Raw genomic sequence first — 12,720 nt, forward strand, 5'->3', positions numbered from 1 at the left:
CCCTGCAGCCATGAGCGCGGGCCACGAACGTGCCGCTCCCCCACAGGTCGGGCGCGGCTACGCGTCGTTCAAGCCCTTGCGTTCAGTAGTGTCTGTCGCTCGTCCCCCAACGAAAGAGGTGCAACGCATGCGTGGTTCCGGACTCATCTGGACGATCGTTGGTGTTCTTCTGATCATCGTCTTGCTGATGTACATCCTTTGACCGGACTGACGACGCTGCGGCCTCCTGCCTTCGGGCAGGGGGCCGCAGTGCTGTCCGGACCTCAGCCGCGAAGGGCGACAGTCGCGCGTGGCCGTCCGTTGAGGTCGACCCGGTCCTCCACGTGGGACCACGAGCCCGTGGCACGGAGTGCCGCCGGGAGCGATTCGCCCTGACTGTCGGCATGCTCCATGACGAGGACTCCCCCGGCCCGAAGCAGACCGGCGGCACGAGCCGCGATGAGCCGTGGGATCGCCAGCCCGTCCTCACTGCCGCCGTAGAGCGCCACGTGTGGATCGTGGTCACGCACTTCGGGGTCGATCGGTTCGGCCGTGGTCGGGATGTAGGGCGGGTTCGACACCACGACGTCGACATCGCGGAGGTCCAGCGACGTGATCGCGTCGCCCTGGACGATCTCGACATCTAGGGCGAGACGTTCCTGGTTGCGCCGAGCCCAGGCCACGGCGAGGTCGCTCACCTCGACGGCATGCACCTGCGCGTGCGGCACCTCGGCCTTGACGGCCAGCGCGATCGCTCCCGACCCGGTGCAGAGGTCCACGACCACGGGCTCGTCCACACCCGATTCCACACAGGCCCGAACAGCGTCGATGGCCCACCCCGCCACGACCTCGGTTTCCGGTCGCGGCACGAAAACGCCGGGCCCCACCTCGAGCTCGAGCCCGCGGAACCACGCCCGGCCCGTGAGGTGCTGAAGCGGAACGCGAGAGGCGCGCTCGGCGACGAGGACGGCATACGCCTCGGGGACGGGACCACCGAGGATCATGAGCCGCCGGACTTCGCTGGAGTCGACGCCCAAGGCATGCGCTGCCAGTGCCACCGCATCGTGCGCCGGAGACGCGACTCCGGCGTCGGTGAGGCGCTGCGTGGCGTCGCGGACGGCCGCGCGCAGGTCGCTCACGCGCTGCCCTCGCCGAGGGCCGCGAGGCGCGCCGCCTCGTCCGCAGCCATGGCCGACTCCACGACCGGGTCGAGCTCTCCGCCGAGGACGGTGTCGAGGTTGTAGGCCTTGAAGCCGGTGCGGTGGTCGCTGATCCGGTTCTCGGGGAAGTTGTAGGTACGGATCCGCTCGCTCCGGTCGACCGTGCGGACCTGGCTCGCGCGGATGTCGGCGCTGGCGGCGTTGGCCTCGTCGACCGCGAGTTGGTGCAGCCGCGCCCGCAGGACCCGCATGGCCGACTCCTTGTTCTGGAGCTGGCTCTTCTCGTTCTGGCAGGACACCACGGTCCCGGTCGGGAGATGGGTGATGCGGACAGCCGAGTCGGTGGTGTTGACCGACTGGCCACCGGGCCCGGACGAGCGGTAGACGTCGATCTTGAGGTCGTTCGGGTGGATGTCGACCTCGACCTCCTCGGCCTCGGGCATGACCCAGACGCCGGCGGCGCTCGTGTGGATGCGGCCCTGGGTCTCGGTGACGGGGACGCGCTGGACGCGGTGGACGCCACCTTCGTACTTGAGGCGAGCCCAGGGACCCTCTCCCGGCTGCGGGTTGCCCTTGGCCTTGACGCTCACCTGGACGTCCTTGTAGCCGCCGAGATCGGTCTCCGTCGAGTCGAGGACCTCGGTGCGCCAGCCGCGCTGCTCGGCGTAGCGGAGATACATGCGGACGAGATCACCCGCGAACAGCGCCGACTCCTCGCCGCCCTCCCCTGCCTTGACCTCGACGATGACGTCGCGGTCGTCGTCGGGGTCGCGTGGGATGAGCAGGCGCCGCAGGTGGTCCGCTGCTGTGGTGACGGCGCCTTCCAGCGCGGGAACCTCGGCGGCGAAACTCGGGTCCTCGGTGGCGAGTTCGCGGGCCGCCTCGAGGTCGTCCGTGGCTGACAGCCAAGCGTTGTATGCCGTCACGGTCGATCCCAGCGCGGCGTACCTCTTGTTGATCTCCCGGAGGCGATCCGGGTCGGAGGCGACGGCCGGGTCACCCATCTCGAGTTCGAGCTGGGCGTGCTCCTCAGCAAGGGCGGCGGCGGACTCGAACATCGGGTGGCCTCTCAGGGCAAGTTCTCGGGAAGGTCAGGGCAGGGCCGTGCAAACACGAATGCGCCGACCCGGATCCACTCGGGATCAACGGGTCGGCGCATTGGGAGTGCTAGGCGTCGGCCTTCTTGCCGTAGCGAGCCTGGAAGCGCGCCACGCGACCACCGGTGTCGAGGATCTTCTGCTTGCCCGTGTAGAACGGGTGGCACTGGCTGCAGACCTCAGCGTGGATCTGGCCGCTCTCGGCGGTGCTGCGGGTGACGAACGACGCGCCACAGGTGCAGGTGACCGTGGTCTCGGCGTAGTTCGGGTGGATGTCCTTCTTCACGATTCTTCTCCTTGGATGTCTCCGGGTCGGCGAGCCCATCACGGTGATGCAAGCCCTCTGGCGCCCCGCCTGCATCCACTCGTGAAGGGTGGTGCTCAGGAAACGCGTCTGTGCCGTGAACCGGTCCAGCGATCAAGTGTGCCAGAGCAGGCACACAGTCACCTAAACGGCACCACCCCCTCCCCCATTCCCTCCGGGCGGTCGCCGGCCTGCCGTGAGTGCCAAGGGCGTCAGCGGTGACGCCTCTGGCACTCATGCCGCGGGCCGACGCTCGGTCAGATGGGCGTGCGCCGCCACGACCTGAGCCATGAAGCGGTCAGCCTCGAGTCTCAGCCCCAGAAGGGGAATCCGCAGCACCACGTCGCCGCCCACGACGAGGTCGTTCTGTCGGAGGGCGTCGTCAACAGGATTGAGCGCCCACTGGTGATGCCCTCCGTCAACCTCGACCACGAGACCGATCTCCTCCCACAGAGCGTCCAGATAGATCCTGCCGGCCTCTCCCTCACGCACCGCCTGGCGCGCTGGTGCAGGGAGCCCAGCTGCCCGGCACAGCCTGGCGAAGTCCAGCTCACCGAGGGCCTGAGTCCCATCGCAGATGTCGAGGACCGCCTCGTCGAGGAATCGTCGGCGTGGGCCAGTCACTCCGGATCGGCGCCAGGCATCGAGCAGCCGACTGGGTGCGGTGAGCCTCTGCTGCACCACGAGGCACAGCACCAATGCTGCTTCCCGGTCCGATCGCGACCACTGCGCCGCGTTCACCGCCGCCACCTCTGGTCGAGCTCGTGGCACCCCGGCGGTGACAACGACGGGCATCACCGACCGTCGGTGCAGTCGCACACCGGGCACCTTGTGGTGACGGTTGTTGCGGGGCTGCGACACGTCGATCACGTGTGGCGTGAAACCGCGCAGACCAACTGCCTGCAATGCGGCCGCGCCATCGAGCACCGCACCCGACCCCGACTCCCATACCGCTCGCCACAGATTGGCGGTCGGAGACAACTCTCCGCCGGTCACGCTGATGGTGTGGCGCCCGTGGGTGAACCAGCGCCCTGCCCTCACCTCCGACCGCACCTGGCCCTTGTCGACGCCGGCTGCACGGAGGTCCGCCCGGTGCATCACACCGCCCCGGTCGGCCGCGAGCACACACGCACGTTTGTGGCGTTCCGCGCGGTTGAGAGCTGACGTCATGCCCCGACCCTCTGGCAGTCACCCAGTCGGACGGAACCCCGATGAGTGCAACTGTGGACAGAAGCCACGCCAACCACCTGCCTGTGGACATCCCACGGCCCAACCATTGGCAACGAGCCGAGAGATGGTCGATGAATCATGGGGCCGGACGCGCGACTGGTTGCGCCCTTGGCCCAGTGAGATGCGGGGACTCGGTCACCCCAGGGTGCGGTGCTCAGCCCAACGTGCGGTCGAAGAGGTCGCGCAACTCCGTGAAGTGGCGCTCGGTCGCAGCCTCGTCGTACACCGCGGTGTCGGCCATCGTGTAGCCGTGGGCCGCATCCGCATAGACCTCGTTGGTCGCGGTCAGCCCTACGGCGGCCAGGGCCTCGCCAAGGCGCTCCACCTGTGCGGGATCCATCGACCGGTCCTGGTCGGCGTGCCCGAAGACGAACTCGGCGCGGGCGTTCGGCAGCCCCAGGTGCGGGCTGTCCTCTGCCTCGGTCGCCAACCCACCGGTGTGGAAAGCACCGCACGCGGCCACGAGGTCGGGGTGGGCACAGGCCGCCCGCACGGCGAGTCGACCGCCCATGCAGTAGCCGACCACGCCCAGCGGTGCCGACGTGTCGGGCCGCGACGTGAGCGCCGTGAGATAAGCGGCGATGTCCGGGAGCGCGAGATCCGGCGTCAGTGCATGGACCCGGGGCATCGCCTCCGCGAAGAACTCCGCGCGCTTCTCGTCAGTGTCGAGGGGTTCGGTCGGCGAGGTCTCGACAGCATTTCCGTCGCGGTGGAAGACATTGGGGGCCAGGACGGTGTAGCCCCACGAGGCAATCCGCCCCGCCATGTCGAAGATCCGGGGTCGCACACCGATCGCGTCGACGAAGAGCAGCACGCCGGGGAGGACCGCGTCGTCGGCAGCGTCGGCCGGACGGGAAAGCCACGCCTCCGCGATTCCACCAGGCGTGGCGACGTCGATCATCACGCTCGCGACCCTACGACGGCGAGCGAGTGCCAGAGGCGCTACCGGTGACGCCTCTGGCACTCACCAGCGGTCAGGGGAGGTTGGCGAACGCCTTCCCGAGGTCGGCGATGACGTCATCGACCGACTCAAGCCCCACTGACAGTCGCAACAGGTCCGCGTCTGGTCGAGCATCGGCGTCGACGAGGCGATGAGTGAGGCTCGCCGGGTGCTGGATGAGGCTGTCGACGCCGCCCAACGACACGGCGTGCGTCACGAGGTCGAGCCGCTCCACGAAAGCCGACGCTGCGGCATACCCACCCGTGAGACGGAAGGCGACGAGCGCACCCGGCCCGGCCATCTGCGTCCCCACGAGACCACGGGGGTCCCCACCGGGCAGCCCGGCGTAGTGCACACGCGACACCTCCGGCCGCTCGGCCAACCAGGCGGCGACGACCCCAGCCGACGCCTGCTGCGCACGCACGCGTACCGGCATCGTCTGCAGGCCTCGATGCAGTTCATAGGCAGCCAGCGGGTGCAGCACCGCCCCGGTCAGGGCTCGGATCCCACGGAGCCGTGCAGTCCACTCGTGATCGGCCGCAACAACGCCACCCATCACGTCACCGTGACCACCCATGAACTTCGTCGCCGAGTGGAGGACCAGTGTGGCGCCATGCACCACGGGCTGCTGCAGCACCGGGGTGGCGAAGGTGTTGTCCACGGCCACGGGCACGTCGCCGGCCTGCGCCACGATCGCCGCGATGTCAACGAGGTCGAGCGAGGGGTTGGCCGGCGTCTCGACGAGGACCAGACCGGTGTCCGGGCGGACCGCGGCCGCGACGGTGTCCTCCGTCGCCCATGTGACCTCGGTCCCCAGGAGTCCCGTGGCCAGCAGGTGGTCGGACCCGCCATAGATGGGCCGGACCGCGACGACATGCGGTCGCCCGGCGGCTACAGAAGCGAGCAGCACCGCAGTCAGTGCCGCCATGCCGCTCGCGAACGCGACGGCAGACTCCGCCCCTTCGAGCCCCGCCACTGCGCGCTCGAACCGGTCCACTCCCGGGTTCCACAGCCGCTGGTAGACCAACGTCGACTCGTGGTCCGGTCGTTCGCCTGCGGCGATCGTGTCGTATGCCGTGCCGCCGGCTTCGATGGTCGGCATCGGATACGTCGTGGCCAGGTCGATGAGCGGCACGTGTAGGCCGAGGGCCGTCAGATCCTCGCGGCCGGCGTGGACCGCCGTGGTGTCGTTGGCGGAACTGGCAGCAGGAACAGACGTCGTTGTCATGGTGGTGATTCTCCGCAGGATCCACGGCTCCGCGGAACAGTCCCGTGGATCCTGATGCCCAAGGAGGTCGGAACGAAGGACTCTTCGGATACTCCTGCGTACGGTGGGCCCATGCCGAAGAATCCACATCCCCTCACCCCCGGCCCGGCACCCACGGCTCCCCCACCCCTCGACGCCGTCGACCGAGCCCTCGTGAAGGCGCTCGTCGCGGACGCACGGATGTCCAACGCTGCACTGGCCCGAGCGGTCGGCATCGCCGAGTCCACGTGCGTCGGCCGGATGCGCTCCCTGCGCGACCGTGGGGTCATCACCGGCTACCACGCTGCGGTCGACCCCGGCCAGCTCGGCCGCCCACTCCAGGCCATCATCGCCATCCGCCTGGCCGGCCATGACCGCGCCCAGGTCGAGGCCTTTGGCGACGAGATGGCTGCCCTCCCCGGCGTGCTGACCGCCCACAACATCAGTGGTGCCGACGACTTCCTCGTCCACGTGAGCACCGAATCGCCGGATGCCCTGCGCGACTTCGTCCTCGACAACGTGTCGAGTCGACCCGGCGTCTCGCACGTCCAGACGTCACTGATCTTCCGCACCCACCCCGGGCAGCACCACGAGCCCAGCACGTGAAAATGCTCGGTGGTCGACCTCCCGTCTCGGCTAGCGTCCCGCGGATGGACCCCCACCTTCGTCTGGCCACCCGCGACGACGTCGATGCCCTCATGGGCCTTCGGATCCTCATGTTCGAGGCCATGGGGACTCCCCCTGCCGCTCTCGAGTCACCCGAGTGGCGGGATGCCGCACGTACGTGGTTCGAGCGGCGGATCAGCACCGAGGACACTCGCATCCTCGTCGTCGAGGAGGGAGGTGAAGTCGTGGCCAGTGGCCTTGCCGAGGTGCTCGCCACCATCCCGGCTCCGAGCATGCCCCGCGGCCGCTCGGGCTTCGTCTCCAATGTCGCCACGCTCCCCCACGCGCGCGGACGGGGACTGGCCCGCGCGGTCATGACCGAGTTGGTGCGCTGGCTGGACGAGGAGACCGACGCCGACCGCATCGACCTCGCCGCCACCACAGAGGGCGCGCCGCTCTATCGCTCCCTCGGGTTCGACGCCGCCGCGTTCCCGACCATGCGCCGACCGAAGCCGGTCAGCGTGACGTGAGCGGACGGCATACGAAAAGGCTTGTCGTATGCCGTGAGGCGGCCTTCCCGAGGGAAGACCGCCTCACGACGTGCTCAGGTTCGAACGATCAGCTGTCGTCCTCGTCCTCGAGCCTGATGCTCGACGTCTGCTGGATCTGCGTGAGGAACTCGTAGTTCGTCTTGGTCTTGCGCAGCCGGTCGAGCAGCAGCTCCAGAGCCTGCTGGGTGTCGAGGGCCGCGAGGACGCGACGGAGCTTCCACATGATCTTGAGCTCCTCCGGCGCGAGGAGGATCTCCTCGCGACGGGTGCCCGAGTTGTTGACGTCGACCGCAGGAAAGATGCGGCGGTTGGAGAGGCCACGGTCGAGCTTGAGCTCCATGTTGCCGGTGCCCTTGAACTCCTCGAAGATCACCTCGTCCATGCGCGAGCCGGTCTCGACGAGTGCCGTCGCGAGGATGGTGAGCGAGCCACCGTTCTCGATGTTGCGCGCGGCACCGAAGAACTTCTTCGGCGGGTAGAGCGCGGCGGAGTCGACACCACCGGAGAGGATGCGGCCACTCGCCGGCGCGGCGAGGTTGTAGGCGCGTCCCAGCTTGGTGATCGAGTCGAGGAGCACGACGACGTCGTGGCCCATCTCGACGAGGCGCTTGGCGCGCTCGATCGACAGCTCGGCAACCGTCGTGTGGTCCTCGGCCGGGCGGTCGAAGGTCGAGGCGATGACCTCACCCTTGACCGCGCGCTGCATGTCGGTGACCTCTTCGGGGCGCTCGTCGACGAGCACGACCATGAGGTGGACCTCGGGGTTGTTCGTCGTGATCGCGTTGGCGATGGCCTGCATGACCATCGTCTTGCCGGCCTTGGCCGGGGCGACGATGAGACCGCGCTGACCCTTGCCGATGGGGGCGACGAGGTCGATGATCCGGGTCGTCAGGATGCCGGGCTCGGTCTCCAGACGCAGGCGGTCCTGCGGGTAGAGCGGGGTGAGCTTGCCGAACTCCGCACGCTTGCGGGCGTCGTCCGACGTCATCCCGTTGACGGAGTCGAGCCGGGCCAGCGGGGTGTACTTCTGACGGTTGTTGCGCGACCCGACGGTCTGCTGCTGCAGCTCCTCGCCATCGCGCGGCGCCTTGGTCGCACCGACGACGGCGTCGCCCTTGCGCAGGCCGTGGCGCTTGACCATGCCGAGCGGGACGTAGACGTCGTTGGTGCCCGGGAGGTAGCCCGAGGTCCGGACGAACGCGTAGTTGTCGAGGATGTCCAGGATGCCCGCGACGGGGATCAGGACGTCCTCGTCGGTGATCTGGAGTTCGCCCTCGGACTGCGACTCGCCGCCCTGGGAGGGAGTGCGCCGCTTGTCCCGGTTGCGGTTGCGGTTGCGACGGCGGCGACCACTGCGGCCACCCTCGTCATCGTCGCCCTGGGCACCCTGCTGGGACTGTGAGTCCTGGTCGGCGCCCTGCGCTTCGCCCCGGTCGCCCCGGTCGCTGCGGCGCTCGCCGTCGCGCTTGTCACGGTTGTTGTCGCGGCGACCGCGTGACTCCTTGCCGTCGCGCTGCTCGCGTGCGTCCTCGCGGGCCTCACCCTGGTCACCCGATTCGCGGCGCTGGTCGTCGCGACCCTCGGCCTCACCGTCGGTGGGCGTGGCCTTCTCGGCACGCTCGGCGCGGCGCTCGGAACGCTCCTCACGCGGGGACTTCGCGTCGTCCGCGGGGACTGCCTCGGCGGTCTCGACCTTCGGGGCGCCCTGGCCCGACGACGCTGCACGCCGCGGGCGGCTGGGCGCCTCGGTCGCCGTGGCTGCGGGGCCGCTCTCGCCGTTCTGACGCGACTTGATGGCCGCGACGAGGTCGCCCTTGCGCATCTTGGCAGTGCCGGAGATGCCCATGCTCGAAGCGAGTCCCTGGAGTTCAGCGAGGCGCATGGCCGTCAGCGAACCAGATCGGCGCGGGCTCTGCCCGGATGCCGAGGACGCCTCAAGAGTGGTGGTGTCTGTCACGAAGGATCCTTCCCCTCGTCAGTGGTCCCGAGCCCGTACGGGCGGGGCCGAAAGTGGGTGCCAGAGAACTGGCGGATTGATCCACGGGGCCTGCCGGTCACGGCGCGTGGCAGAGCACGACCGGCCCATCGGTGGAGGATGCGTGGCGCGGTAGCCATCGGGGAGCAGAACGCTCATCCGGCATCAACTGCGACGCACATCCACAGTAACACTCCGACCTCGGTTTGCGCCGTGCGCGTGGGACCCTGCGCACGTCAGTTTTCCGGTGTCAGCCGGCTGTGGCGCTGACGCCGTGATCCGGTATGCCGGGGCGCAGGACCCGCCACCCGTTCCGTGCCGCCGCAGCCACCGCTTCTGCCGTCGCGGTCCTCGCCAGGACGAGTACGGACGGTCCGGCACCCGAGATCACGGCAGCGTGGCCGGCCGCCCGAAGTTCGTCGACGAGAGCCATGGATGCTGCGTAGGACGGACGACGCGGCTCTTGGTGGAGCCAGTCGCGCGTGCCGTCGAGAAGGAACTCCGGCGCATCCGTCAGGGCCTGGATGAGGAGCGCGGCCCGCGCCGAGTTGGCCGCCGCGTCGGCGAGTCGGACCTGTGCCGGGAGGACGGCGCGCGCGGTCGCCGTCGACAACTGCATGTCCGGCGTGAAGACCACGGGCACGACATCGGGGTGGGGTGAGAGCTTGAGCGTGGTGGTCCCGATCTCCGGGTCATCGGACCAGGACAGGGTCACTCCCCCGTGGACACTCGCGGACGAATTGTCCGGGTGCCCCTCGAGCCGCGCCGCGAGGTCGTTCACCGTCCCCAGGTCGATGTCGCCGGGCTCCCGCCCGTCGCGCGCGGCCAACAGGGCATGAGCGAGGGCGACCCCCATGACGATGGCCGACGCCGACGACCCCATCCCACGGCCGTGCGGCACGGCGTTGTCGCACTCGAGGCGCAACCCGTCGGGCGCGCTCTCACCGAGGTCCGCAAAGGCGTGCGCGAGGCTGCGGTGAACCAGGTGGGAGGGATCGGTGGGAACGGCGCCCGCACCCTCGCCCCTGACCGAGATCTCGAGACCCGGTGAATCCAGAACCGTTGCGCGGCAACGGTCCCACACGCCGAGCGCGATCCCGATCGAGTCGAACCCGGGGCCGAGGTTGGCACTGCTCGCAGGCACCTGCATCGACACGCTGGCGCCCGGCAGCCACTCCCCCACGATCAGCCTTCGAAGCCGAGAACCTCGGCGACCGCTCGGGCCTCCGCGCTCACCTTGACCGGTTCAATGTCGGAGCCGTCCGCAGTGCGCAGGGCCCATTGCGGGTCCTTGAGGCCATGACCCGTGACGGTGCAGACGATGGTCGCGTCGGGTGGCACCTCGCCGCGGTCGCTGGCCTGCATCAGGCCGGCGATGCTGGCGGCCGATCCCGGCTCGACGAAGATGCCCTCGGTCGAGGACAGGAGCCGGTGGGCAGCGAGGATCTGCTCGTCGGTCACGGACTCGATGCGGCCCCCGGACTGGTCCCGGGCCTCCTCGGCCTGACGCCACGACGCGGGATTGCCGATGCGGATGGCGGTGGCGATGGTCTCGGGCTGGTCGACGGGGTGACCGAGGACGATCGGTGCAGCCCCGGCAGCCTGGAAGCCCCACATCTGCGGCGTGCGCGTCGCGACCGCGGGCAAACCATTGAACTCCGAGGCGTACTCGGTGTAGCCGCGCCAGTAGGCGGTGATGTTGCCGGCGTTCCCGACCGGGAGGACGTGGATGTCCGGAGCATCACCAAGTGCGTCGACGATCTCGAAGGCGGCTGTCTTCTGGCCTTCGATGCGCGCGGGGTTCACCGAGTTCACCAATTCGACGGGGTGCACCTCGGCCAGTTTGCGAGCCACGGTGAGACAGTCGTCGAAGTTGCCGTCGACCTGGATCAGGGTCGCTCCGTGGGCGATCGCCTGGCTCAGCTTGCCCATGGCGATCTTGCCCTCGGGGACGAGGACGGCACACGTCATGCCAGCCTTGGTGGCGTAGGCCGCGGCCGAGGCACTGGTGTTGCCGGTGCTCGCGCAGATGACCGCCTTGGCGCCACGCCCCTTGGCGTGGGAGATCGCGGTCGTCATCCCGCGGTCCTTGAACGATCCGGTCGGGTTGAGGCCTTCGTACTTGACCAGGACATTGGCCCCCACGAGCTCGGACAGGTGGTCCGCCTGGATGAGGGGCGTCCCACCCTCGTGCAGCGTCACGACCGGGGAGTCGGCAAGCATCGGCAGACGGTCCGCATATTCACGGATCACTCCGCGCCACTGGTGTGCCACGTCAGGCTCCTTCCACACGCATCCACGAGACGACTTCGTCGACCGTGTCGAGACCGGACAGCGCCTGGACGGTGGCCGCGAGCGCGGCGTCCGACGCGAGGTGGGTGACGATGACGAGCGAGGCGCGGGAGTCGTCGCCGTCGCCGAGGACCCGCTGCCGGACCGTCTCGATCGACACCTGGTGCTCGGCGAACGCCGACGCCACCTGGGCGAGCACGCCCGGGCGGTCTGCCACCGCAAGGCTGATGTGATAGCGGGTCATCGCGCGTCCCATGTCGACGACGGGGAGGTCGGCATAGGCGGACTCGCTGGGGCCGTGACCGCCGGCGAGTCGGTGCCGCGCCACGGCGACGACGTCACCCAGGACGGCCGAGGACGTCGGGTCGCCGCCCGCACCCTTGCCATAGAACATGAGCTCGCCAGCCGCCGTGGCCTCGACGAAGACGGCGTTGTAGGCATCACGGACCGATGCCAACGGGTGGCTGCGCGGCACCATCGCGGGATGCACGCGAACGCTCACGCCACTCGGGGTTCCGGCCTCGTCGCGGACGACCTCGCAGATGGCGAGCAGTTTGACGACGGCGTCCATCTCGCGCGCGGCCTGGACGTCGGCAGCCGTGACCTCGGTGATGCCCTCGCGGTGGACGTCGGCGCTGGACACTCGGGTGTGGAAGGCCAACGACGCGAGGATCGCCGCCTTGGCGGCCGCGTCGAAGCCCTCGACGTCAGCCGTCGGGTCGGCCTCGGCATAGCCGAGTGCCTGCGCCTGCTCCACGGTCTCCGCGAACCCGGCCCCGGTCGAGTCCATCTTGTCGAGGACGAAGTTGGTGGTGCCGTTGACGATGCCGAGCACGCGCTGGACGTCATCGCCGACGAGGGACTCACGCATCGGACGGACGATGGGGATGGCACCGGCGACCGCGGCCTCGTAGTAGAGGTCGACGTCGCGATCGGCAGCCGCGGCATACAGAGTCGGCCCGTCCTCGGCGAGCAACGCCTTGTTGGCCGTCACGACCGAGGCCCCGTGCTCGATCGCGGTGAGGATGAGTTCCCGGGCCGGGTCGATGCCACCCACGACCTCGATGACGATGTCTGCACTGCGCACCAGCGTGTCGGCATCGGCCGTGAAGAGCGCCGGGTCCACCGGGACGTCCGGGCGGGGACGCTCGGGGCGGCGCACCGCGATGCCGATGAGGTCGAGGCGTGCCCCGACGCGGGCCGCGAGGTCGTCGGCGTTCTCCACGAGCATCGTGGCGACGGAGGAGCCCACGACGCCGCAGCCGAGCATGGCGACCTTGAGCGCGGGCTGGTCAGTGGTGCTGGAGGCCATCTCGGCGGTCTCCTCCTCAGGCTTCACG

12 protein-coding genes are annotated in these 12,720 nt (G+C 69.3%); 2 read left to right on the forward strand and 10 right to left on the reverse strand.

Annotation, left to right across the window (positions count from 1 at the left end):
• Positions 1–263: 263 nt before the first annotated feature.
• The 6 genes from prmC to N802_RS02390 form a co-directional block, all read right to left on the reverse strand.
• Positions 264–1,118, reverse strand: a complete 855-nt coding sequence (prmC, locus tag N802_RS02365; RefSeq protein ID WP_035911472.1) for a peptide chain release factor N(5)-glutamine methyltransferase — start codon at positions 1,116–1,118, stop codon at positions 264–266.
• A complete protein-coding gene (gene prfA, locus N802_RS02370; RefSeq protein WP_035911476.1) occupies positions 1,115–2,197 on the reverse strand; it encodes a peptide chain release factor 1 in 1,083 nt (360 codons plus the stop codon). The genes prmC and prfA overlap by 4 nt, the downstream gene beginning before the upstream one ends.
• 109 nt (positions 2,198–2,306) lie before the next feature.
• A complete protein-coding gene (rpmE, locus tag N802_RS02375) occupies positions 2,307–2,522 on the reverse strand; it encodes a 50S ribosomal protein L31 (protein ID WP_035911479.1) in 216 nt (71 codons plus the stop codon).
• A gap of 252 nt (positions 2,523–2,774) precedes the next feature.
• Positions 2,775–3,710, reverse strand: coding sequence for a PDDEXK family nuclease (locus N802_RS02380; protein ID WP_035911483.1), 936 nt, complete (start codon positions 3,708–3,710; stop codon positions 2,775–2,777).
• A gap of 214 nt (positions 3,711–3,924) precedes the next feature.
• A complete protein-coding gene (locus tag N802_RS02385) occupies positions 3,925–4,671 on the reverse strand; it encodes a dienelactone hydrolase family protein (protein ID WP_035911917.1) in 747 nt (248 codons plus the stop codon).
• 73 nt (positions 4,672–4,744) lie between these two features.
• Positions 4,745–5,938 carry a trans-sulfuration enzyme family protein gene (locus N802_RS02390; protein ID WP_035911487.1) on the reverse strand — a complete coding sequence of 398 codons (1,194 nt, stop codon included), beginning with the start codon at positions 5,936–5,938 and terminating at the stop codon, positions 4,745–4,747.
• Between the two features lie 111 nt (positions 5,939–6,049).
• Between N802_RS02390 and N802_RS02395 the strand changes: the two genes are divergently transcribed.
• The gene (locus N802_RS02395; RefSeq protein WP_052109318.1) at positions 6,050–6,562 is read left to right on the forward strand and encodes an Lrp/AsnC family transcriptional regulator; all 513 of its coding nucleotides are present in this window, start codon (positions 6,050–6,052) and stop codon (positions 6,560–6,562) included.
• A 44-nt stretch (positions 6,563–6,606) separates the two neighbouring features.
• Positions 6,607–7,092: a GNAT family N-acetyltransferase gene (locus N802_RS02400; protein WP_035911492.1), complete on the forward strand. Its 486-nt coding sequence runs from the start codon at positions 6,607–6,609 to the stop codon at positions 7,090–7,092.
• A gap of 88 nt (positions 7,093–7,180) precedes the next feature.
• On the opposite strand, the gene rho is transcribed toward N802_RS02400, so the two are convergent.
• From rho to N802_RS02420, 4 genes are all read right to left on the reverse strand, one after another.
• Positions 7,181–8,995, reverse strand: coding sequence for a transcription termination factor Rho (gene rho / locus N802_RS02405; RefSeq protein ID WP_084071819.1), 1,815 nt, complete (start codon positions 8,993–8,995; stop codon positions 7,181–7,183).
• A gap of 343 nt (positions 8,996–9,338) precedes the next feature.
• A complete protein-coding gene (thrB, locus tag N802_RS02410; RefSeq protein ID WP_035911497.1) occupies positions 9,339–10,271 on the reverse strand; it encodes a homoserine kinase in 933 nt (310 codons plus the stop codon).
• Between the two features lie 2 nt (positions 10,272–10,273).
• Positions 10,274–11,362, reverse strand: coding sequence for a threonine synthase (gene thrC, locus N802_RS02415; protein ID WP_035911498.1), 1,089 nt, complete (start codon positions 11,360–11,362; stop codon positions 10,274–10,276).
• Between the two features lies 1 nt (position 11,363).
• On the reverse strand, positions 11,364–12,692 hold the full coding sequence (locus tag N802_RS02420) for a homoserine dehydrogenase (protein ID WP_035911923.1): 1,329 nt from the start codon (positions 12,690–12,692) through the stop codon (positions 11,364–11,366).
• Between the last annotated feature and the right edge of the window lie 28 nt (positions 12,693–12,720).

Origin of the sequence: Knoellia sinensis KCTC 19936, from assembly GCF_000768705.1 — a bacterium.
Lineage (GTDB): Bacteria > Actinomycetota > Actinomycetes > Actinomycetales > Dermatophilaceae > Knoellia > Knoellia sinensis.

Bases quoted from the DNA above. Each gene is read 5' to 3' on its own strand.
- N802_RS02385 (WP_035911917.1), bottom strand. From the start codon at position 4,671: ATGATCGACGTCGCCACGCCTGGTGGAATCGCGGAGGCGTGGCTTTCC.
- N802_RS02395 (WP_052109318.1), top strand. From the start codon at position 6,050: ATGCCGAAGAATCCACATCCCCTCACCCCCGGCCCGGCACCCACGGCT.
- N802_RS02390 (WP_035911487.1), bottom strand. From the start codon at position 5,938: ATGACAACGACGTCTGTTCCTGCTGCCAGTTCCGCCAACGACACCACG.
- rho (WP_084071819.1), bottom strand. From the start codon at position 8,995: ATGCGCCTCGCTGAACTCCAGGGACTCGCTTCGAGCATGGGCATCTCC.
- N802_RS02400 (WP_035911492.1), top strand. From the start codon at position 6,607: ATGGACCCCCACCTTCGTCTGGCCACCCGCGACGACGTCGATGCCCTC.
- N802_RS02420 (WP_035911923.1), bottom strand. From the start codon at position 12,692: ATGGCCTCCAGCACCACTGACCAGCCCGCGCTCAAGGTCGCCATGCTC.
- N802_RS02380 (WP_035911483.1), bottom strand. From the start codon at position 3,710: ATGACGTCAGCTCTCAACCGCGCGGAACGCCACAAACGTGCGTGTGTG.
- prfA (WP_035911476.1), bottom strand. From the start codon at position 2,197: ATGTTCGAGTCCGCCGCCGCCCTTGCTGAGGAGCACGCCCAGCTCGAA.